The sequence below is a fragment of the Clostridium sp. Marseille-QA1073 genome (assembly GCF_054863625.1).
Genome location: NZ_JBSVQM010000031.1, coordinates 1 through 23,649 on the forward strand (window position 1 = coordinate 1; position 23,649 = coordinate 23,649).

17 protein-coding genes are annotated in these 23,649 nt (G+C 28.8%); 2 read left to right on the plus strand and 15 right to left on the minus strand.

What is annotated here, in order from left to right; all coding sequences use genetic code 11:
- Positions 1-353: 353 nt before the first annotated feature.
- The 8 genes from ACY1IQ_RS19015 to ACY1IQ_RS19050 form a co-directional block, all read right to left on the minus strand.
- Positions 354-3,137: a calcium-translocating P-type ATPase, PMCA-type gene (locus ACY1IQ_RS19015; RefSeq protein WP_461615459.1), complete on the minus strand. Its 2,784-nt coding sequence runs from the start codon at positions 3,135-3,137 to the stop codon at positions 354-356.
- A 41-nt stretch (positions 3,138-3,178) separates the two neighbouring features.
- A complete protein-coding gene (locus ACY1IQ_RS19020) occupies positions 3,179-3,787 on the minus strand; it encodes a TerD family protein (protein WP_461615460.1) in 609 nt (202 codons plus the stop codon).
- A 27-nt stretch (positions 3,788-3,814) separates the two neighbouring features.
- Positions 3,815-4,393: a TerD family protein gene (locus ACY1IQ_RS19025; RefSeq protein ID WP_461615461.1), complete on the minus strand. Its 579-nt coding sequence runs from the start codon at positions 4,391-4,393 to the stop codon at positions 3,815-3,817.
- A 72-nt stretch (positions 4,394-4,465) separates the two neighbouring features.
- A complete protein-coding gene (locus tag ACY1IQ_RS19030; protein WP_461615462.1) occupies positions 4,466-5,044 on the minus strand; it encodes a TerD family protein in 579 nt (192 codons plus the stop codon).
- Between the two features lie 225 nt (positions 5,045-5,269).
- The gene (rnr, locus tag ACY1IQ_RS19035; RefSeq protein ID WP_461615463.1) at positions 5,270-7,486 is read right to left on the minus strand and encodes a ribonuclease R; all 2,217 of its coding nucleotides are present in this window, start codon (positions 7,484-7,486) and stop codon (positions 5,270-5,272) included.
- 1,172 nt (positions 7,487-8,658) lie between these two features.
- Positions 8,659-9,375, minus strand: coding sequence for a pseudouridine synthase (locus ACY1IQ_RS19040; protein ID WP_461615464.1), 717 nt, complete (start codon positions 9,373-9,375; stop codon positions 8,659-8,661).
- Between the two features lie 560 nt (positions 9,376-9,935).
- Entirely contained in the window at positions 9,936-10,655 is a 720-nt protein-coding gene (locus tag ACY1IQ_RS19045) for a lytic transglycosylase domain-containing protein (RefSeq protein ID WP_461615465.1), read from the minus strand.
- Positions 10,656-10,695: 40 nt separating this feature from the next.
- Positions 10,696-12,702 carry a triple tyrosine motif-containing protein gene (locus ACY1IQ_RS19050; protein WP_461615466.1) on the minus strand — a complete coding sequence of 669 codons (2,007 nt, stop codon included), beginning with the start codon at positions 12,700-12,702 and terminating at the stop codon, positions 10,696-10,698.
- Between the two features lie 342 nt (positions 12,703-13,044).
- Here ACY1IQ_RS19050 and ACY1IQ_RS19055 point away from each other — a divergent pair, with 342 nt between their 5' ends.
- Positions 13,045-13,227 (plus strand): hypothetical protein, encoded by a 183-nt coding sequence (locus ACY1IQ_RS19055; RefSeq protein ID WP_461615467.1) that lies wholly within the window; start codon positions 13,045-13,047, stop codon positions 13,225-13,227.
- 716 nt (positions 13,228-13,943) lie between these two features.
- Here ACY1IQ_RS19055 and ACY1IQ_RS19060 read toward each other — a convergent pair.
- From ACY1IQ_RS19060 to ACY1IQ_RS19080, 5 genes are all read right to left on the minus strand, one after another.
- Complete coding sequence (locus ACY1IQ_RS19060; protein ID WP_461615468.1) at positions 13,944-14,387, minus strand: YaiI/YqxD family protein; 444 nt, start codon at positions 14,385-14,387, stop codon at positions 13,944-13,946.
- Positions 14,338-15,747, minus strand: coding sequence for a glucose-6-phosphate isomerase (locus tag ACY1IQ_RS19065; protein ID WP_461615469.1), 1,410 nt, complete (start codon positions 15,745-15,747; stop codon positions 14,338-14,340). The genes ACY1IQ_RS19060 and ACY1IQ_RS19065 overlap by 50 nt, the downstream gene beginning before the upstream one ends.
- 760 nt (positions 15,748-16,507) lie before the next feature.
- Positions 16,508-18,583: a methyl-accepting chemotaxis protein gene (locus ACY1IQ_RS19070; protein WP_461615470.1), complete on the minus strand. Its 2,076-nt coding sequence runs from the start codon at positions 18,581-18,583 to the stop codon at positions 16,508-16,510.
- A gap of 330 nt (positions 18,584-18,913) precedes the next feature.
- Positions 18,914-19,198, minus strand: a complete 285-nt coding sequence (locus tag ACY1IQ_RS19075; protein ID WP_461615471.1) for a MazG nucleotide pyrophosphohydrolase domain-containing protein — start codon at positions 19,196-19,198, stop codon at positions 18,914-18,916.
- Between the two features lie 415 nt (positions 19,199-19,613).
- Complete coding sequence (locus ACY1IQ_RS19080) at positions 19,614-21,347, minus strand: ABC transporter ATP-binding protein (RefSeq protein WP_461615472.1); 1,734 nt, start codon at positions 21,345-21,347, stop codon at positions 19,614-19,616.
- A gap of 210 nt (positions 21,348-21,557) precedes the next feature.
- On the opposite strand from ACY1IQ_RS19080, the gene ACY1IQ_RS19085 reads away from it, so the two are divergent.
- Positions 21,558-22,160, plus strand: a complete 603-nt coding sequence (locus ACY1IQ_RS19085) for a histidine phosphatase family protein (protein WP_461615473.1) — start codon at positions 21,558-21,560, stop codon at positions 22,158-22,160.
- A gap of 448 nt (positions 22,161-22,608) precedes the next feature.
- On the opposite strand, the gene ACY1IQ_RS19090 is transcribed toward ACY1IQ_RS19085, so the two are convergent.
- Together ACY1IQ_RS19090 and ACY1IQ_RS19095 are read right to left on the minus strand one after the other, a co-directional pair.
- Complete coding sequence (locus ACY1IQ_RS19090; protein ID WP_461615474.1) at positions 22,609-23,061, minus strand: GNAT family N-acetyltransferase; 453 nt, start codon at positions 23,059-23,061, stop codon at positions 22,609-22,611.
- A gap of 67 nt (positions 23,062-23,128) precedes the next feature.
- Positions 23,129-23,476 carry an SHOCT domain-containing protein gene (locus tag ACY1IQ_RS19095; protein ID WP_461615475.1) on the minus strand — a complete coding sequence of 116 codons (348 nt, stop codon included), beginning with the start codon at positions 23,474-23,476 and terminating at the stop codon, positions 23,129-23,131.
- Between the last annotated feature and the right edge of the window lie 173 nt (positions 23,477-23,649).

The window sequence follows — 23,649 nt, forward strand, 5'->3', positions numbered from 1 at the left end:
TCTAATTCACAGTTCACAATGCACAATTCACAATTATGGATATTTCTCAGTTGCCACTGAGAAATTTAGAATTGATTTTGTAGCAGCGAACAGTGTTCGCCACATAACTAGCAATTGCATTGCTAGTGAAAAAGTACATTAAAGAAATTATTTTTCTAAAAAATAATTTCCTCCTTAATTGTAAATTGTGAACTGTGCATTGTGCATTATTTAAGGTTGTGTATTGTTTAAAGTTATCCTCAGATTTAACTTTTTATAATTTCCTATAGAAAATAAAAAGTAGCTGTTTTCTAAACAGCTACTTTTTTGTTATTTTTCTTTTAAATGTAAAATTATAAAAATTAAAATTTCTATTAAGCTGAAATTTTACCTTCTACATTCATATCTTCTTTTGCTCCAAATGTTCTAAGTACTAGTTTAACTAATTCATTAACTATTACAATTGTTGAACATAATCCTATAATCTTTAACCACATTATTGGGCTTAATGCTACTGCACTAAAGAAATCTTTAAATACTTCTGTAAATATTAATTGTCCTATAGCAGTTATTACTATAACTCGTAGAGCAATTTTGTTTTTTGTAAAGTTTGGTATTATACTGTCTTTACCAAATTCTCTACAGTTAAAGGCATTAAATAATGCACTGAATGCAAATATACCAAATAATACGGTTTCCATTTCATTAGGTACAAATCCATTAGCTGAAGCAGGTGCTACTTCAGCGCCTAAAATATTAAAATTCATTTGAATAAACAACAGTGCTGTTATATATAATGCATTTAATATTACAGTAGTTAACATTTGCTTTGTAATTATATTAGCTTTTCTATTAACTGGCTTTCTCTTTAACACCTTATCTCTTACTGGCTCTAAACCTAATGCTAATGCTGGTGGACCATCCATTATAATGTTAACCCACAATAATTGAATAGTCGTAAATGGCATTTCATGACCTGTAATCTGAGAAACAATAGCTATAAGAAAGGCAACTATATTAACTGTAATTTGGAATTGGATAAATCTTTGGAAGTTCTCATAGATTCCTCTTCCCCATTTAATAGCTTTTATAATAGTACCAAAACTATCATCTGTAAGAATTATATCTGCTGCATTCTTACTAACTTCTGTTCCAGCAATACCCATTGCTACTCCAACATCTGCTTTAGTTAATGCTGGCGCGTCATTAATTCCATCTCCGGTAACTGCAACAACCTCTCCATTATGTTGAAGAGCATCAACTATTCTCATCTTAGTTTCTGGTTTTGAACGAGCAACTATTGCAATTGTTTTTATTTCTTCTCTAAGTTTTTCATCACTTAAAGTATCAATAAAAGTTGCCTCAACAGCTCTCATGTTATCAGTTACTATTCCTAATTCCTTACCAATTGCCACTGCAGTATTAATATTATCTCCAGTAAGCATTTTAGTTTGTACTCCAGCTTTTCTAGCTGTCTCTACAGCTTCCTTAACTTCTGGTCTTAGTGGATCTTTGATTCCAACAAAACCTGTAAATATTAGACCATCCTCAAATTGGTCAGCAGCTATTGTATCTACTGCAACTTCTGCCAACTCTGATGGCATATATTTATAACCGAATCCTAAAATACGCATTGATTGACTTTGTAATTTTTCTATTTCTGATAAAATTTCACTTCTTCTTTTTTCTGTAAGCTCATTTACTTCATTGTTTATATGCTCATACTTACAAAGACTTAAAATGATCTCTGGTGCTCCCTTAGAAAGTAGTACAGAGTCTTGTCCATTTTTCATGATAGTTACCATTCTCTTACGCATTGAAGTAAATGGTATTTGGTGTACTATTTCAGCACTTTCTCTTTTTTCTTTATAATTATGCGGATCATTACAAAGAAGTAATGCACATTCAGTAGCACTTCCTAGATATTTAAAGGAATTGCCCTCAGGTTCAACATCTGCTGTAGAGTTTACAATACAGTTATCAATAAAGAAATTGTCATTAGTAAACTCAGATTTTTCAACAAATTTTCCATTTAAATAAACTTTCTCTACTGTCATTCTATTTTGTGTTAATGTACCTGTTTTATCAGAACATACTACACTTACAGCTCCTATTGTTTCACAAGCTTCCTTTTTAGTAACAAGAGCATTAATCTTTGCCATCTTTTGCATTGTTATTGCTAATGTCATATTTATCATTGTTGGAAGTCCTTCTGGAACTGCTGCAACTATTAAAGCAACACATACTATAAATGCTGTTTTAACTGGACCTATAGAATCTAAAAATGGCATAAATCCTGAAGTATCTATATGTAATGCACCTGATAATACCATCTTTGCAACCATAGCAATAAATAATAATCCTGCTATAGCACTAGATATCTTCGAAATTTGTCCGCCTAATTCTCCTAATTTAATTTGTAGAGGAGTTTCTCCATCATCTTCTACAAGGCTAGCTGCAATTTTACCCATTTCTGTATTATCTCCTGTTGAAGTTAATACAGCTTTACCTCTTCCATAAGCTACAAGAGTACCTCCAAATATCATGTTAGTTTGTTTTGCCGGAATTGGGTCTTGAACTATATTTTTTCCTTCAGACTCTATAACTTCCATCTCTACTATGTTGTCTGCATTTTTAGATACGTCATCTGACTCTCCTGTTAACATATCCTCTCTTACTTTTAAATCTAAGGTTTCAATTAATCTAGCATCTGCTGGCACCATATCGCCAGTTTCAATCATAATTATATCTCCAGGTACAAGCTCACTTTTGTTAACCTGTAGTATTTTCCCACCTCTAATTGCTTTAACTTCAATATCTTCTGTCATCTTAGCTAGGGCTTCTGCTGCTTTTTTAGATTTTCCTTCTGTTACGATACCAATGGTTATACCTAGTGATATAGCACAGATAATTCCAATTGCATCATGATACTCACCTATTAATGCGCTTATACCAGCAGCAATTAAAAGAATTATCATCATCGGTTCTGTTACTGCATCTTTAATATCATCCCAAAGACTACCTTCTTCTTGTTTAGTGAATTGATTATGTCCATATTTCTCAATTCTTTTTTTAACTTCCTCATCAGATAATCCCCGCGACGAGTCTACATCTAACTCTTTCAAGACCTCTTCTTTTGACTCTTTGAAGAATTTCATTTTTACACCTCTTTATTAATCTTCTAAATTTTAAAAATACACTATCTTAATCTGTTTGCAATGTCCTGAAGGCCTGTATCATTTGTCCCTTCACCTAGTGCAGAAAATTTCCATTCACCATCATGACGATACAATTCTCCAACTAACAGTGATGTCTTACCACTATAGTCATCTGATAAATTATATTTTATTAACTCTTTTCTTGTTTTAGTATCAACTACTCTTATAAAGGCATTTTTTATCATACCAAAATCTTGATTTCTCTTTATACAATCATATATATTTACAGTAAATAGCAATCTATGGATATTAGGACTAATTTTATTCAGCTCAACAATGATTTGCTCATCATCTCCATCACCATCTCCTGTAAGATTATCTCCAGTATGAACTACTCCTCCACAAGAGCTTTTTAGATTTCCAAAATACACTACACTTTTATTTCCCACTAATTTACCATTTTGGTTTAACATAAATACTGAAGCATCACAATCTATGTTTGCTACTGATTTTCCTCCAAAAAGGCCTCCTAAAAATCCACCACTTCTACTTTCTGCTGCATCCCATCCTAAGCCTACTACAATTTTAGATAATGAAGGGTTGTCTTTAGTTAAACTAACCTTTTGTCCCTTTTGTAAATTGACTGACATATGTCTCACCTCTTTTTGCTAAGTTTTCTATACATTTACTCCAAAATTCTTACAAAGAGCTTCTAATCCTCCTTGAAAGCCACTGCCTACAGCATTAAATTTCCATTCACCATTATATCTATATATCTCTGCAACAACTAATGCTGTTTCTACGCTGAAGTCTTCTCCTAAATCGTATTTAAGTAATTCTTTATCTGTTGAAGCATCAACAATTCTTACAAAAGCATTAGATACTTGTCCAAAATTTTGTCGTCTTATATCTGCTTCATGAATAGTAACTGTGAAAGCTATTTTTTCAATATTTGATGGTATCTTACTTAAATCAATTGTTATTTGCTCATCATCACCTTCACCATCTCCTGTAAGGTTATCTCCCATATGAAGTACAGAACCTGATTCATGGCTTAAATTATTATAAAATACAAAATCTCCATCTGATGAAACCCTTCCATTATTTAACAACAAGAAAGCAGCAGCATCTAAATCAAAGTCATATCCTCCATCATATAAATTGGTATCCCATCCTAAGCCTACTATTATTTTTGTTAATTTAGGATGTCCTTTAGTCAAATCAACTTTTTGTCCCTTTTTTAATACTACGCCCATCTCTGTTCCTCCTTATTGACCATATGACTTTTATATATAAACAAAGATACTTAGGTTAAGTATCTTTATATATTATACATTTAATCCAAAGTTTCTACATAGTGCTTCTAGTCCACCTTCAAAGCCACTTCCTATTGCATTAAATTTCCATTCACCATTATTTCTGTATATTTCTCCAACTATAACAGCTGTTTCAATACTAAAATCTTCTCCTAAATCATATCTGATTAATTCAGTATTATTATCAGCATTTACTACTCTTACAAAAGCATTAGATACTTGTCCAAAATTTTGACCTCTTGTTATTGGATCATAAATTGTTACAGTGAAAGCAATTTTGCTTATGTTTGCTGGGATTTTAGATAAGTCAATTGTTATTTGCTCATCATCACCATCTCCATCACCTGTTAAGTTATCCCCTAAATGTGTTATTGAGCCTGAACTATGTCTTAAATTATTGAAGAACACAAAATCTTGTTCACTCTGCACTCTTCCATCTTCTCCAAGGGCAAATGCCGCTGTATCTAAATCAAATTGATGACCACCGTCATATTTATTAGTGTCCCATCCAAGTCCAATTAATAAATTTTTTAACCCTGGATTACCTTTTGTTAAATCAACCTTTTGTCCTTTTTTTAATGAAATACCCATAAAACCTACCTCCATTTCTTTCAAAACAAATTTTATATAAAAATGATCTAATTTTGTATAAAGTTAATATCGATATACTGTATATTATATTATGTTTTCCCTCATAATACAATTCTATGGAACAATATTAAGGTTAAAAATACTTAAAAATACTTTATTTCTAAGTATTTTTAAGTTTTCGACAAAATTACAAAAAAGTCATGGTTACCCATGACTTTTAGTTTTTTATTCTTCTATATCATAACTTTCTAATAATGAATATTCCTCTTTAAATTCATCAAGAGGTAATACAGGATAGTCACTTAAAGCTAATTCTGTTTCTTCATTTTCATCTTTAACTATCTCAAAATATACTTCATGAGCTTCTAGATCAACCCTAGAGCATCTTACTTTAAGTTCATCACCTAATCTGTATACTTTCTTAGTTCTTTCGCCTATTAGCAATATACGTTTTTCGTCATAGCTATAGTAGTCATCATCTAAAAAGCTTATATGAACTAATCCTTCTATGGTATTAGGTAATTCTATAAACATACCAAAGTTAGTAACTGAAGATATAATACCTTCAAATTCTTCTCCAATTCTTTCTGACATGTATTCAGCTTTCTTAAGATCGTCTACTTCTCTTTCTGCCTCTACTGCAATTTTTTCAGTATCAGATGATTGTTTTGAAGCATCCTCAACTATTTTTCTAAGCTTTTTATCTCTTGAATCACTTAATCCACCATTTAAGCTCTCTTTAATTATTCTATGAATCATAAGATCAGGATATCTTCTTATTGGTGAAGTAAAGTGACAATAGTATTTTGCTGCCAATCCAAAGTGTCCTAAACATTCTGGCGAATAGCGAGCTTTCATCATTGAGCGAAGTAATAATCTACTTACTACCATTTCTTCCTTTTTACCCTTTACTTTTTCTAAGACCTCTTGAAGCATACTTGGATGAACTTCTGAAGTATGTCTTATAAAGTATCCTAAATTGTAGACAAACTCGTTAAAATGCATTAATTTTTCTTCGTCTGGGTCTTCGTGAACTCTATATACAAAAGGCATGTTAAGCCAGAACATATGCTCAGCTACAGTTTCATTACAAACTAGCATAAACTCTTCTATAATTCTATTTGAAACAGCTCTTTCATAAGGTCTAACATCAATAGGCTTTCCGTTTTTATCTAAAATAATTTTTGATTCCTCAAATTCAAAATCTATGGAGCCTCTTTTAAATCTTCTCTTATTTAAAATTTCAAAAAGTTTTTCCATATTCTTAAAATCTTCATGAAGGTACTCATATTTTTTTATAGTTTCTTCATCTTTATCTCTTAAAATTTTAGTAACATCTGTATAAGTCATTCTCTCATCAGTTTTAATGATACTTTCCATTATTTCATGATTTAAAACTTTACCATTAGAATCTATTTCCATAAAACAGCTTAATGCTAATCTATCTACTTTAGGATTTAAACTACATACACCATTTGAAAGTTTTTTAGGAAGCATTGGTATAACTCTATCTATTAAGTAAACAGAAGTTCCTCTTTTAAAGGCTTCCTTATCTAATGGACTTTTTTCTTTAACATAGTGAGATACGTCTGCAATATGAACTCCTAATTTAAAGTTTCCATTTGGAAGTATTTCCACAGAAACTGCATCATCTAAATCTTTTGCATCCTCTCCATCTATGGTTACCATCCTTACGTCTGTTAAATCACGTCTTCTTTCATATTCTTCTTTAGGTATTTCCTCAGATATGCCAAGTGTAAACTTTTCAACATCCTCTGGAAAATCCTCAGGAAGATTATGTTTTCTTATAATTGTTAAAATATCAATTCCTCTATCACCTTTGTAGCCTAATATCTCAATAATTTTACCTTCAGGATTTCTTCTACTTTCTGGCCATCTAGTTATTTCAACCACAACAATTTGACCAGATTTTGCACTATTTCTATCACTTTTTGGAATAAATATATCTTGAGCTATTTTTTGATCATCAGGTACTACAAACCCGAAATTTTTACTATCCTCATATATTCCTACTAACTTCTTATTTTTTCTCTCAATTATTCTTATTATTTCCCCTTCGGATTTTCGTCCTCTGTCTTCATCCTTTAAGATTTTGACTACTACTCTATCTCCATGCATTGCACCTTTAACATTGCTTGCAGGTATAAATATATCTGGTCTTTCCTCATCTGCTATAACAAAACCAAATCCTCTTTGATGACCTTGGAAAGTTCCTGAAACCAACCCCATTTTTTCTGGAATTCCATAAAACTCTGCTCTATTTTTAATAATTTGTCCGTCTTTTTCCATATCATCTAACAATTTTTTAAAGTCTTTAATATCTTTTTTACCAATGCTAAATACTTTAGCAAGTTCTTGTATATTCATAGGCTTATATGCCTGTTCTGTCATAAAATTAATTAGAACCTCTCTAATGTTCATCTTTTCCCTCCTTGATTAAAAGCTAAATATATTTCATGAAACATTTTATAATATTCATATAACTAAAAATTGCATCTATCATATATTATTATCTTCTAAAATCTATATTATTATTAACTTATATATTTTCATTATACAGAAATCTGTTTAATTATCGGCAATAATAAAATTTTATATATTTTTTTATATAAAATTTATTGTTTGATAATTTTACACAATTATTAATATAATAACGCTTAAAGATTATTTACTTTATGAATTGTAAATTCGAATTTTACATTATTTAAAACCATAGGTTGGAATATTAAGAGCGTAGGCTATATTGAGCTATATATTAACTCTCAGGGTATTATATAATCATAAGCATAGTATTTAAATTCATAGTAATTTTTAATCCACAGCTTTCCATAAAAATATATTACTATATTTAAAAATAAAAAATCTTCTAGTACGACTCTGCTACTAGAAGATTTTTTATGACAAACTATGCATTACAACAAAATTCGACATGCAATAAATATGCGACAGCCCTTGGGGTTGGGCTGCCTGAAATAAATAAAAAGGGGGCTATATATCTCTTTATTTATTTTGCACCTTTATTATATTACTATTTCAATCCATATTCAAGTATATTTATAAAAAATTTTATAAAAAATACATATTTTTATTGGAAATTTCTTAATATATTAACAATCTTTTTAAATTTAGAGGTTTTTCATCATGTAAAAATGTATATTTTATTAATATTCTGTTAATTCGTAAGACATATTGTTACATAACCCTTATACAATTGAGAATTGACGATTGACAATGGACAATTATGGATACTTCTCTTTTAATAAGAGAAGCTTTTAATTAATTTCTTTTTAAAGTGACACAGTCACTTTTATTGAAAAATGCATTTGAAGAAATTAATTTCAATCATAATTGTCAATTTTCCATTCTCAAATATCTAATTGTAGAGGCGAACAGTGTTCGCCATAATATTTTTTATATTAATATTAAATTATGAGACATATACAAAAAAACTGGTGAACACTGTTCACCTGTACTAAAAAAACTAGCAATTATATTGCTAGTTTAAAATCAGTTAAAGAAATTAATTTGTAAAGAATTAATTTCAACCGTAATTGTCAATTTCAATTTTCCATTTTCAATTATCTAAGTTTTTTCTACACATTTTTAAGCATTTCTATTTCTTCTTCCGTTAATTCTCTATATGTGCCTTCTTCTAAACTTTCATCTATTTTAAGTGGACCAAAGCTTATTCTTCTTAAATAAACTACAGATTTACCTACTGCTTCAAACATTCTTTTAACTTGATGAAATTTACCTTCTTGAATTGTGACTAAAACTTCTGACCCATGCTCGCTAGCTTCAAGTATTTCTAATTTAGCAGGCATACACTGATATCCATCATCTAATATAATCCTATTTTCAAAAGCTTTAACATCTTCTTCTGTAACTACTTTATCTATTTCAGCATAATAAACCTTATCTACATGACTTTTAGGAGATATTAATTTATGATTTAACTCTCCATCATTAGTTATTAAAAGTAATCCTACTGTATCTTTGTCTAGTCTTCCTACAGGAAATGGTTTAAACACTTGATATTCTGGCTCTAAAATATCTATTACTGTTTCATCATAATTGTCAAAGGTAGCACTTACCACTCCATCAGGTTTATTCATCATTATATATATAAATTCTCTATAGTTTAAAACTTCCCCTTTAACCTCAATAACATCAACTTCAGGGTTAATTTTTATAGCACTATCTTTAACTTCTTCCCCATTAACTAAAACTTCTCCTTTTTTGCATAGTGCCTTAACCTCTTTTCTACTTCCATGACCTAAATTTGCTAAAACTTTATCTAATCTTTCCATCATATTCTAATCCTACCTTTCAACCGCTAACTTAACACTCCTTATTATATACATTTAGAATAAAATAAAACAAGAGGTTATTCAATTCACAATTCACAATGCAAAATTCACAATTATGGATATTCCTCAGTGGTAACTGAGAAATTTAAAATTGATTCCGTAGCGGCGAACAATATTCGCCATAATGACTAGCAATATAAAATTGCTAGTGAAAGATACATTAAAGAAATTATTTTGCTAAAAAATAATTTCAACCTTAATTGTCAATTTTCCATTCTCCATTGATAAAGTCCCTGAGGTGCAATAAAATATTGTACAGTATCTACAATTAAAACAATATCTTAATTATATTTCTTCAAAATTATAGCTTAAATTATCTAATTTCTGCTCCAAACTATACTGCACCTCAGAGGAACCCTAAAGGGCTTCACTACTGTTCCCCAGAGGTGAACAAAAAACTAGCAATTGTATTGCTAGTTTAAAATCAATTAAAGAAATTAATTCGTAAAGAATTAATTTTAACCACAATTGTCAATTGTCAATTCTCCATTTTCCATTGACTAAGGGTTGTAATATTTTTTTATTTTCACAAGATAATTTTGAGTTTCTTCTGGTAGTTTGTTAAAGTCAGCATGAGTTTTTACACCTCTCCACTGCATAGTTCCTGGTCCGCAATTATAAGCTGCTAATGCCATTTCTAAATCTCCATTAAACATTTCTAGATAATCTTTTATATGTCTTGTACCTGCATCAATATTTTCTTCAATATTAAATGGGTCTTTAACTCCATAATGACTAACATTTTCAGGCATCAATTGCATAAGCCCCATTGCCCCTGCCCATGATACAGTTTGAGGATTAAAGTCTGACTCAACCTTTATAATAGCTCTTATTAAACCTTCATTTACATTATGTTTTAATGAAGCCTGCTTAATTGCACTTTCAATTCTAATATCATCACTTACAGGTGTTGTAGGAGAAATATATCCATTATTAATTCCATGATAACTAGCACTGCTAGCACCTCTACTTACAATTCCATCTAAGTTATAGTTAGGTCTTAAAATTAAATCTGTAATATGAGTTAAATCATTATTTGCTCCTAAAGCTGCTTGTCCATTAATTTTGCTGGCTTCATCCTTTTCTTTTAAGGCATTTAAAAGACTGCTTAGAATCATATTAAAGCCTTCACTGCTACCTTCCCCTGAACCTTTAAACATGCTTGCTGCTAGCATAACTGGCAGCATACTATTCATATTATTATTTTCAATGTTCCCCATGTTTTGTACCGTCAAAATTCTCACCTATCTTTCAAAACTTTTATGAGTTTACCTTAATCTCTAGTATATCGTAGTCTTCATATGCTATTTTCTTATGACTGCTTTTTGTTAATGCCAATAGTTTATAGAAGCCCTTTTTAAATGGTATAAAAGTATAATAGCTTTTTTTACTATACTTTTGAATTAATCTCCAATCGCCTTTTTCCATAAGGTAAAATTCATATATTGTATCTTTTCCACCTTGAGAACTTACTGTAAAATTTATTGACTCATTACATTTAAATTCTTCCTTATCAATAGTTATTTTACAATTTGTAATTGGTGGCGCCTCTAATACATTAAAAATTAAACTTTTTTTACTATCATATTCCACTGTACTTGAAATATTTTTGCTCATAATATCTACAACATATCGTCCTGCACATCTTGGAATAAATTTAAATTTTTTCTCTGATATAAGATCAGATTTCTCAACCTCATGGCCATTTATTTTAATATTATATTTTATAAGGCTATTTTCCGTATTTTCCATTACTGCTTCTAATACTATGGAATCTCCTACTAAATAATATTCTTTGCTAGATGTTAGGACATACTCTATCTTAGCTGGAATATATTCGTAGCAATCAATATAAGCTACAGAATGAACGTCATATTCTCTTTTAGATCGTTTATCCTTAACCATAATTTCAAGTTCATACTGTCCTACTTCTTCTGGAGAAAAGTCAACCCAATTATGATCTCCATATTCTATTTTATCGACTATTCTATCATTTTTCTTAACTATAAAACTATATTTTAATTCTGTTCCACCAGTAGCAATAACTTTAACATTTATAGGTTCTTTAACTAAAAGCTGTCTTTTTTTATCAAATAAAATTTCAGCTATCTCTACTTTTTCTACAAAGTCTTCTTCTATAGTAAAGTTCATTTTTTCTTTAAGCTCATAATCTCCATCAAAAGACTTATCTTTAATGTAAACTTCAATAATATATTCTCCACATTTTGTAGGCTTCCAAAGATAGCTATTTGAATTATTATATTTAGTAGTTTGACTTTCATTACCATCTATGACAAACCTATATAATAATTCTCTCCCACCTGATGCTACTGCTTTTAATGTTATAGCAGTATCTATAACTTGAGGAGAACTTAAATCACTAGTAAAACTAAGAAGTTTAATAGTATTATAAGGAGCAATTTTATAATGAATAATAGCTCTATCATCAAATTCTTTAGGTGAATACATATCTTTAGCTAAACATAAGAGTTTATAATCTCCTTTTTTATTCTCACTAAAACTAACTAGCCTTTTAGTAGAATAATCTTGAATACAAGTTACTTCTCCATATTCATTTATTTTAACAAATTTATATAATATAACCCTGCTCTCATCAAAATTAGCTTCCACTTCAAAAATAAGTTCACTATCAACTAAAAGTTCTGTAGATATACATTTAAAATTGGTTATTTCCAATGAAGAAATTGGTAGAACTTCAAATCTTATAGATTTAAAGTCATCAAATAAATTTTTTGATTGTATATTCTTACACTCAACTAAAAATTCCATTTCTCCGTGTTGCTTTGGAGTATAGCTTAAATTATTTTGAGCAGAATAATCCGTTAAAAGAGTCCAACGAGAGTTTTCTTTAACCCAGTACCTATACATTATAGATGGTGAGATTCCCTCTACAGTTAAGTTAATCTTTTCTCCAACTTTAACTTCATCTCTATCTAAATATATGGATTTTATTAAATTTTCTTCACACTTGCCAATTATGTAATCGATTTTAGACATAAAATCAAAAGGCTTCTTGCTTCCTTCACTTTTGGCTTGTACCATTATTATATATTTTCCATCATCCTTAGGCTGCCACTTAATACAACTATCATTTTGAAAATCTTTAATAGTCTCCCAAGTTCCATCATTTCCAATTAGAAATTTATATAATAAATTTTGTTCTATTTCATTTTCAATACTAATAGTTATTTCTGTACCCTTTTCTTGAGGACTTTGCATGTTTGTAATAATATTCATTTCATTCATTTATTACCCATTCCTCCCCAGTTCATAATTCTCAAAACACTTTACAAATAGCTCATAGTATGATAATTACTATGCAATTAAAACCGTCCCTCAATCATACTATTAATGGAATTTTTCTTCTTATATATTCAAGATATCAACTCCATATTTAACCATTTATTTTGTTTCATATACCCTATTTCATTATACTATAGTTCCAAAATATAGAAAAGAATAAATTATCAATCAAATTCCAATAATAAGGTAAATCATTTTTGTTTGATTAACATTACGAATATTTATTCATCATACTCAATTAATAACTAAAAAACTTTATTATACATTGTATTTAAGAAAGGAGCTATGAAAATGCCTAAAGATAAAAAAGATTTATATGACCCAACCTATACATATAAAAAGTCGGATGTAGATATACAAAACTTTAAAGATTCTTATCCTGTAATAGAACGCACAAATAATGGACTAATCTTTCCTGAAGGAATAAAACCAGATATGGATACAGAACAATTGAGAAATCGCGATTAATTTAGTTCACAATTTAAGAAGATTTCTCATCATTATTCTTACACCCCTTTGGCAATTGAGAATTGACAATGGACTATGGACAATTGTGGATATTTCTCAGTGGTAACTGAGAAATATCCACAATTATTTATCTGTAGCAGCGAATAATGTTCGCCACATAACTAGCAATTTCATTGCTAGCTTAGAAACATATTCAAGAAATTATTTTGCCTAAAAATAATTTCCTCCTTAATTGTCAATTGTCAATTTTGAATTCTCCATTGATAAAGCTCCTGGGTGCAGTATGATATGGCACTATATCTGCAATATTAAGCGATATTTTAGCTATATTGCTTATCTCAATAATGCTAGTGTAAATTCAATAATTTTGTTCCAAATTATACTGCACCTTAGGGGAACCCTTATACAATTGAAAATTGACGATTGACAATGGAGAATTATTGATACTTCTCTTTTATAAGAGAAGTTCTTAATTTATTTCTTTTCAAAGTAACTCAGTCAACTTTATTGAAAAATCTATTTAAAGAAATTAATCTGTAAGAATTAATTTCTACCACAATTATCAATTTTCCATTTTCAATTCTTAATTGATTAAGTTCCCCAGAGGTGAAAAAAACTAGCAATTACATTGCTAGTTAAAAAATCTATTAAAGAAATTAATTTTGTAAATTAATTTCAACCTTAATTCTTAATTCTTCATACTTAATTGTTAATTCCTATAAGTTATCGTATTCTTTTACCAACTTTAATAAGTTCTTATAAAGTCTTTCATCATCTTCATCTTTACGTTTTTTAGGATTTGAAGTTTTACCTCCACCTCTTCTTACTTTTGACGAAATGTGACGTTCAAAAAGAAGCTTATCGATATTTTCATCAGTGTATATATATCCTTTTGGATTTATGACATAGGCTCCTTTACCTAATACCATGGCTGCAACTCCGTAGTCTTGAGTTACTATTATATCCTTTTCCTTTGTATCATTAGCTATTTTCATATCCACACTTTGAAATCCACTATCCATGTATTTAACCTCTCCATAACTTGGAGATATTACATGATTTAAATCACAGTAAAATATTAGTTCTTTATTAAAATTTTCAGCTACTTCCTCAATGATATGTTTCGCTGGACATGCATCTGCGTCTACTAAAATTCTCATAACTTATTTCCTCTAATCTCTTATTTAGTTCTTCTTTTCTTTTCTCATATCCTGGTTTTCCAAGTAATGCAAACATATTTTTCTTATAATCTTCAACACCTTCTTGATTGAACGGATTTATTCCTAAAAGATATCCACTTATGGCACAAGCCTTTTCAAAAAAATATATCATATAACCTAAATAATAAGGTGATAATTCTTTTATACTTATTCTTATGTTTGGTACTCCTCCTTCATTATGGGCAAGTTCAGTACCTTCCATAGCTCTTTTATTTACATAATCTATAGTTTTACCACATAAAAAGTTTAATTCATCTACGTTTTTATCATCTTCAAACATCATAAGCTCTCTTTTAGGAGCCTCTATATTTATTGTGGTCTCAAAAAAAATTCTAAGACCATCTTGAATATATTGTCCCATTGAATGAAGATCTGTAGAAAAATTTACACTAGAAGGGAAAATTCCTCTATGTTCCTTTCCATGACTTTCTGCAAATAATTGTTTCCACCATTCATTAAAATACATTAGGCAAGGTTCATAGTTAGCAATAATTTCTATTGTTTTTGCCTTCATATACAATAAATGTCTTGCGGCTGCATATCTATAACAATTATTTTTTTTAATATCCATTATTTTATACTCTTCTCTTGCGTCTTCTGCACCTTTTAAAAGCATTTTAACATCTATATCAGCTACCTTTATCGGAAGTAATCCTACTGAAGTAAGAACTGAATATCTTCCTCCAATATCATCTGGAATGGTAAAACTCTCATAGCCTTCATCTTCACAAAGTTTTCTCAGCGCACCATTTTTTTTATCTGTAGTTACAAAAATTCTTTCTTTTGCTCCTTCTTTTCCGTACTTTTCTTCTAGCACTCTTTTAAAAAATCTAAAAGCAATAGCTGGCTCAGTAGTGGTACCTGATTTAGATATAACATTTATTGAAAAATCTACATCCTCTACCATCTCTAATATCTCTGATAAATAGGTAGAGCTTATATTATTTCCAGCAAAATAAATTTTAGGACCTTTTCTTTTTTCTCTAGGTAGATTATTGTAAAAACTATGCCTTAAAGCTTCTATCACAGCCCTAGCTCCTAGATAAGAGCCTCCTATGCCAATTATTATAAAGGCATCAGAATTGCTATTTATTTTTTCTGCTACTGTTTCAATTCTATCTAGTTCATCTTTATCATAATTTATGGGTAAATCTAACCACCCTAAGGCATCATTTCCTAAACCTGTTTTATTCTCTAACATTTCATGAGCCTCTTCTACCATAGGAGAAAAATTTATTATTTCATCCTCAGTTAAATAGGGTAAGCATTTTGATAGATCTAAGCATAATTCATTGCCCATTAAAAAATACCTCCGTATAAAATAATAAATGCTAAAATTTAACTTAGCATTTATTAATAATTTATACAAAAATCCTATTGGTTATACTATAAAGTGGTTAAAAATAAAAAGTTATGTGTATAAGCTACTTTTAAAATTATATATAGCCCAGTATAGCTGCTTACTTGGATATTTCAATTCACAACTTAAAATAATGCTCAATTTACAATTCACAATTTATGAAGAAATTAATTTTATAAATTAATTTCTTTAAATAGATTTTTTTATTAGCAATACAATTGCTAGTTTTTATAAGAAGTTACGTCGTAACTTCAAAAACAAATCAATTCTAAATTTCTCAACCTCTGCTGAAAAATATCCACAATTGTGAATTGAAAGTAGCGCTCCATTATCAATTGCTAATTTTCAATTACAAAAATATGTACATCTTTTCTAAGTATATAATAGGATTTTTACTAATACAATTTCTATTAAACTATTTTAATTTCTATATAGTTTAGTTTTATTATACTTTATTATTATTAAAATAGCCTTAAAATTCCTTTTGATTAGTATTAATTTTTAATTTGAATTCGCTATAATAAATGCTCACAAATTTTTTATAAACTCAAAACTAAAAAGAGAGCATAACTACTAAGTAAGCTCTCTTTTTATTAACCATCTTAAAAGATAATTAGTTCTCTATACTAATTCTATAATACGTAATATCTTCTCTAACATAAAATATTAATTATATTTTTAACTAATTCTTTTAAGTGCATTATTCTATAATAAATTTATCTGTTTCATTTTTCATATCTTTTGTCATAGATGTTAATTCTTGTGCTGCACTTGCTACTTCTTCTGATGATGCATTCATCTCTTGAGTTATAGCTGCAATTTCTTCTGATGATGCAGAAACTTCTTGTGATACAGAAGATGCATTTTGAATTTTACTTAAAATCACTTCTTTATCACTTACAATTTGCCCTCCTATTTCCATGCTTCTATTTATCTTAGGCTTAATGTCTTCAACCGCTTTTGTAATTTTATCAAAAGATTCTATGGCTGTCTCTATTGTATCTCTTTGTGCTACCAACTCATTTTGCACTACAGAAGTAGTGTTAACCATTATATTGGTTTCATTAAATATAATATTTAAGAGTTTAGTTATATTTGCTGAAGATACTTTGCTCTGCTCTGCTAGCTTTCTTATTTCATCAGCTACTACCGCAAAACCTCTACCGACTTCTCCTGCTCTTGCAGCTTCTATTGCTGCATTTAGGGCTAATAAGTTAGTCTTTTCTGCTATTCCATTAATTACTGTTGTGATTTCATTTATTTTATCTACATTAGCTTCTACTAAACTTACTTTATTAACAAGTTCATTAAAGGATGTCTTTACATTATTTGAAGATGTAACAACACTTTCCATTTGTTTATTACTATTCTTAGAAAGTATCTGTATTTCTCCAGTACCAGCTTCTATTTCTTTAAGACCTACTATAGATTCTTCTATTTGGATATTAAATTCATCAAGCTTCTCTACTATTTTGGCTATATCACTTGATTGATCTTCTGCTCCTCTAGATACATCTTGAACTGAAACTGCTACTGTATCTGATGAACTTGACATTTCTTCTGATAGACTTGCCAAATTCTCTGAATATGCATCAATTTGAGCTGATTTTTCTTTTATACTCTTAATAATAGTAGCAACAGAACATTGCATTTTTTCCATTGCTTGTCCCATCGCTCCGAACTCATCTTTTCTTTTCATAAGTACTTCTGGAACATGCATAGTCATATCTCCACTTGCAATAGTATCTAAATGCTGAACTGAATATTTCATTGTTTTAGACATATTTCTAACTTGTATTAATATTAAAGTAATACTCAAACCTACGCAAATTACAGAAACTATAGCTATCATATCTCTTATGGTTTTAACTTCCCTTAGAACCTCTTCTTCAGCAATTTGTATTGCTGTAGTCCAGCCTGTATCCCCTACAGGTGAATAAGCAATAAAATATTTATCCTTGCCCACTTTAAAATTCTCAGAATTTGATTCTCCCTTTATCATTCTTTCAACACATTTACCAAATTCAGCTAATTGTTCATCCTTTTTTGATTCTGCAATAGGATTGTACTTCGTTACATACTCCTCATTTTCATGAGCAATTACAGTACCTATATTATCTACCATAAATGCACTTCCAGTTTCCCCAATTTTAATTTCAGAAATTTCTTTGCTGAAAACTGATGCATCTGTAATACCTACAATAACTCCTATAATTTCCTCTGTTCCTTTTGCTTTTATAGGCGCACAATAAGGTACTACAATCGTACCTTTATCTTCTGAATTGATGCTCTCCATAGGTGCCCCTACAGTAGCCTCTCCTCTTAATGCTTCCTTAAAATATGTTCTTCTAGATATATCAGCCTTACTATCACTAAAATTTAACTGACCACTTATATCAGCAATCCCTATTCTCATAAATTTATTTAGCTCTCCATTAGGCTGTAATAACTTTACTTTTTCTTTAATGCTTATCTTTGGATCTGAAATTTGTTCATCTATAGCTAAATTTTTAAGAACTTCTTTCTTAATGCTTAATTTTTCATCAATCATAGATGAAAATAACTTTGCCGTTTCTGGTAAAGTATAATTCGCCATAGAATTTAATGCTTTTTTAGAAATATTCATTGATATTAATGCTAAAGTTGAGCAGCTAATAAAGGATAAAATTGCAAAAGATGCAATCAACTTAGATCCCATACTCTTAAAATTAAATCTAATGCCATTAAAATTAATTTTAATCTTATTAATGTTCTTAATTTTCTTAAGTTTGCTCATTAAAATCTCTCCATCCTTTCAGTTATTTTACACTTACAAATTTAATCCCACATTTGCCTTATAAGTATAGATTTATTTAATGTATAGAAAACCAAAGTAAAAAATTGATATTTATTAAAATTGGTTATCTAGTTTAAATAATTTTAATAGCTTATTACCTTTAGTAAAATGTTTTAGTAAAACGTTTTAGTTTTACGGTTCAATAATCTTTAAAATCTTATTTATACTGATAATTTAAAATTCGTCAATAATCTACTAATCTTTATATCTTTTTCCAAAATATTTAAAGTGAGAATTTAATCTCACTTTAAATATTTTATGAAGTAATTACTATTTGGATTTTTTTCTATTTAGCTCTTCCTTTAAATAAAAACATTCTTCTAAGTTTATATCATAAGCATTTGCTAATACTAAATTATAATAAAAAACATCATATAATTTCTCTTCAATGGTTCCTTTTATTTTATTACCTTTCATTCTCTTATTTTTTCTAATGACTTCTGAAAGCTCTCCTACTTCTTCAATAAGTTTTAAAAAATACTCCTGTTTTAGTTCTGGATTATAATCTTTATTTCTAATAATTTCTTGAAGATATTTAATAGCTATATTACTCATAAAAACCCTCCCTATTATTTGGTAAATTCACAATTCACAGTGCAAAATTCACAATTATGGATATTTCTCAGCAGAAGCTGAGAAATTTAAAACTGATTTTTGGCGAACTTATGGGGTAACTTTTTATAAAAAATTAGTTAAAGAAATTAATTCGTAAAGAATTAATTTCAACCTTAATTGTAAATTTTGAATTGTACATTGTTTTAAGGTCGCTCATCTATATATTTATATAAGTTAAAGAATAAAGCTATTCTTAATTATTTAATATTATTCATGTTAATAATAAATAGTTATGTTACTACATTTTAAAATTAAACAATTAAAGGTTCTTTTAATATTCTTGTTTATAAAAGATAAAAAACCTACAGATAATGCTAATATCTATAGGTTTTCTTATGAAAATATTGACTAATTATTAACTAAAATTACTTTCATATAATGCTCTATAAACTCCGCTTAATTTTATCAATTCATCATGAGTACCTTCTTCTACTATTTTCCCATGTTTCATTAAATAAATTTTATCCATATTAGTTATCGTTGAAAGTCTATGAGCAATAGTTATTATAGTACAATCGCCATACTCTTTTAATATATTTTCAATAACTAAAGAGGTTGTTTCATTATCTAAGGCTGAGATAAACTCATCTAAAAGTAAAATTTTGGGATTTCTAATTAATGCTCTTGCTATTCCAATTCTTTGTTTTTCTCCTTCTGAAAGACTTGTACCATTTTCTCCAACTTTAGTTTTAAGTCCATCTGGTAAATTTTCTATAATAGGACTTAACTGTGCAATTTCCACAGCCTTTAAAAGTTCTTCATTTATAGCATTAGGATTTGAGAACAATATATTATTTTCAATAGTATCATCAAATAAAAAGGTGTCTTGGAATACAACAGCTATACTATCTCTTATATATGACATATTTAAATCATCAACTAATAAATTATTTATTTTAACTTCTCTTATGCTTGTCTTATAAAATCCTAATATTAATTTAAAAATTGTGCTTTTACCAGCACCACTTGCCCCTACAATTGCTACCTTCTCACCACTGTTAATTTTAAGATTTAAATCTTTAATTATAGGTAAATCATCTTTATAAGAAAATTTCACATTTTCAAAAGAAATTTCCCCTAATCTTATATCTTTATTCTTAGGAGTTTTTTTCTTATAAATACTTACAGGTTCATTAAATATATCATTTATTTTCTTCATTGAAACCCAAGTTTTCTGAATCTCTTGATATAAGGATATAATCTCTACCAATGGGTCTATAAGGAGTCCATTGTACATCATAAAGGCTGATAATCCTCCTATGGTTATCTCACCTTTAATTACTAAAACTCCACCTAGTACCGTTATAAGAGCTATAACTCCCATAAACATTATACTGTTAATTGATTGAATAAATGCAGCAAATCCCTGTTCTTTTCTAACATCTTTATTAGCTTCCTTACTTTTACTACTTATTTTATTTAACATATTATCTTGTTTACAATTTACTTGAACTTCTTTCATTCCCCTTAATCCCTCTTGATAAGCAAACCATAATTTAGCAAGAGAATTTCTACTCTTCTCAGAATAGGTTCTAAACTTTCCACCAACTTTTGAAGCAAATAAAGAAGTGGCTATTCCTAAAGGAATTACAAATAAGGTAAGCCTCCAATTTATGTTAATCATAAAATAAAGTCCCATACCAAAAGTAACTAATGATTTAGCTAAAAAAGTTATAGGTTTTAAAAATCCTTGCACAGTAACCTGCGTATCTTGCACAAGCCTTACCATTACATCTCCTGAATTATTTGTATCATAAAAACTTTGTGGCAAATAGGATAAATGTTTAAACACTTCACATCGTATAATATGCCCAAGCTTTGTTTCTACATAAATATTTAAATAACTTAATGTGTTATATGCCAAACTCCATAAAATTTGAAGTGCAAAATAAATACCTCCAACTTTTATAAGTTTTGAAACCCCTCCAGGCAATACACTAGTGGCTATATCCACCATTTCACTAAGTAGTTTTATAGGATATGTAGCTAAAAAACTAACTAAAATAATATCTATAGCAATAGCTATAAGTAAATACCAATTTCTAAGAAAAAAGTATAGAATCTTTTTACTGTCTTTTTTCTTTCCCATGTCCTCCCCCTCTTCCATTAATTCCTCAAATAAATTAAAAGTTTATTTGAAGAAATTAATTTCTACCTTAATGTACATTGTTTAAATTATCTTTTTCTATATATTAACAATTACTCTGACCTATATATTCTGTATTTTTCTTTACAATCCTTCAAAATTCGTCAGCATATTATGATATAATTGAGTGAATATTTAATTTAGGAGGATATTATGAAATTATACATAACTCGTCATGGAGAAACAGAATGGAATACAGAGAAAAGAATGCAAGGCTTTAAAAATTCTAACTTAACTGAAAAGGGAGTAAGCAATGCTAAAAAGCTTGGGAAAGCTTTAAAAGACATAAATTTCTCTAAGGTTTATAGTAGTCCTTTAGGTAGAACAATTGACACTTCAAAACATATCATTGGTGATAGGGACATAGAAATCGTTACTGTAGATTATTTAAAAGAAATGAACTTAGGTACATGGGGTGGTATGCTTAGCGATGATATAGTAGTAAAATATCCTAAGGAATATGATAACTTTTGGAATAATCCTCATGAGTATACTCCTATAGATGGAGAAAATTTTTATGAAGTTATGGAGAGAGCTTCAAAAGGTTTAGAAGAAATAATAAATAATGAAGATGGTGACATACTTATTGTAACTCATACAGTAGTAATAAAATGTCTATTAGCAAAACTAAAGAATCTTCCAATAAAAAATTTGTGGGATCCTCCATATATATATGATACTTGTCTGACAATATTAGAAGTTGAAAATGGAGAGATAAGATTTCTTAAAGAAGCTGATATATGCCACTTAAATTAATTGAGAATTGAAAATGAACAATGGACAATTATGGATACTTCTCCTTTATGAGAGAAGTTTTTAACTAATTTCTTTTTAAGTTACACAGTAACTTCTTATAAAAAATAAAAGTGACAAAGTCATTTTTATTTGAAGTTATTTTAAAAAATTAATTCGCTTAGAATTAATTTTCTCCATAATTGTCAATTGTCAATTTTCCACCCTCCATTGGTTAAGTTCTTTTTATAACCCAGTTCTCATTTTTGTTTTTGTATATTAATACTTTTCACAAAGTTATCCACAATTTTATAATTATTAAAGATAAAAACTTGTTTGAATTGTTGATAATTTTCTAATTTGTTGATAATTTTCTGTCTATTATTTTATGGTTTTCAATTTGATCCATAAATCTCAATAAAAATAAAATTAAGATATGACTTAAATCATATCTTTCAAATAAAAATACTAATTATTTAATATCTAAGTAGAAGTATATGTCATCATCTTTATAATGTAAAAATTTAAATCCATATTTTTTATAGAAATTAACCGCACTTTCCCAATCCTTTGTAGTTTCTACTATTATCTTTTTTGTATTGCTCTCTAATGCATGTTTGATAAGTCCATCCAATAACTTCTTTCCTACTCCTAAATTTCTATAGTTCTTATCTACAGACATCCTAACAATTTGACCAGTTTCTCCACTATAAATTAAAGCACCTGTGCCTATTAATTTTTCTTTATGAATAGCCAATAAAAATTGTCCATCTTTATATTGTTCTTCTATATTGTTAAGATCTTTATTAAAATTAATATTTATTTCTCCTACATACTCCTTAATACCTTTTAAAATAAGTTTTTTAGCCTCTTCTTGATATTCCTTTGTAAAAGGAATTATATTAATTTCGTCAGCCTTTTTCATTGTACCTCCAAAATTTAAAATTTCTTTATTGTAATTCTCAATTCATTGTCTTCATAATATCAGATTATCATTTATCCTTTAAGATTTCTTGTCGTTTTATTGTATACTCTTCTTCTGTAATTAATCCTTCTTTTCTAAGTTTCTCAAGCTTTCTCAGCCTCATTTCAAAATCATTATTTTTACCAGTATGGTCATTAGAATCTACGTCAATTTCCCAGTTAGCAATTCCCTTATCACTGAAGGCATTATAAAAATTGACACCTGTAATAATAACTGCCATGCCAGTCCAAACAAAACCGAAAGCTCCGAATGTTGGAATTACCTTAACAATTCCTATAATTACAAATAAAATGCCTATAGTACCTCCAACTAAGCTTGAACCTTTACTTTGTTTAACTCTAACTCTCCTTGACATTTCACATTCCTCCATATCCTTTATATGACTATTATATTCTAAAGCTATATATAAGGCCATATATAGAAATGCAACGTGAAAACTCAAAATATTCAACCGAGAAATTTAGAATTGATTAACCTTAGCGGCGAACAGTGTTCGCCATATATTATTGAATAAATATTAAACTATAA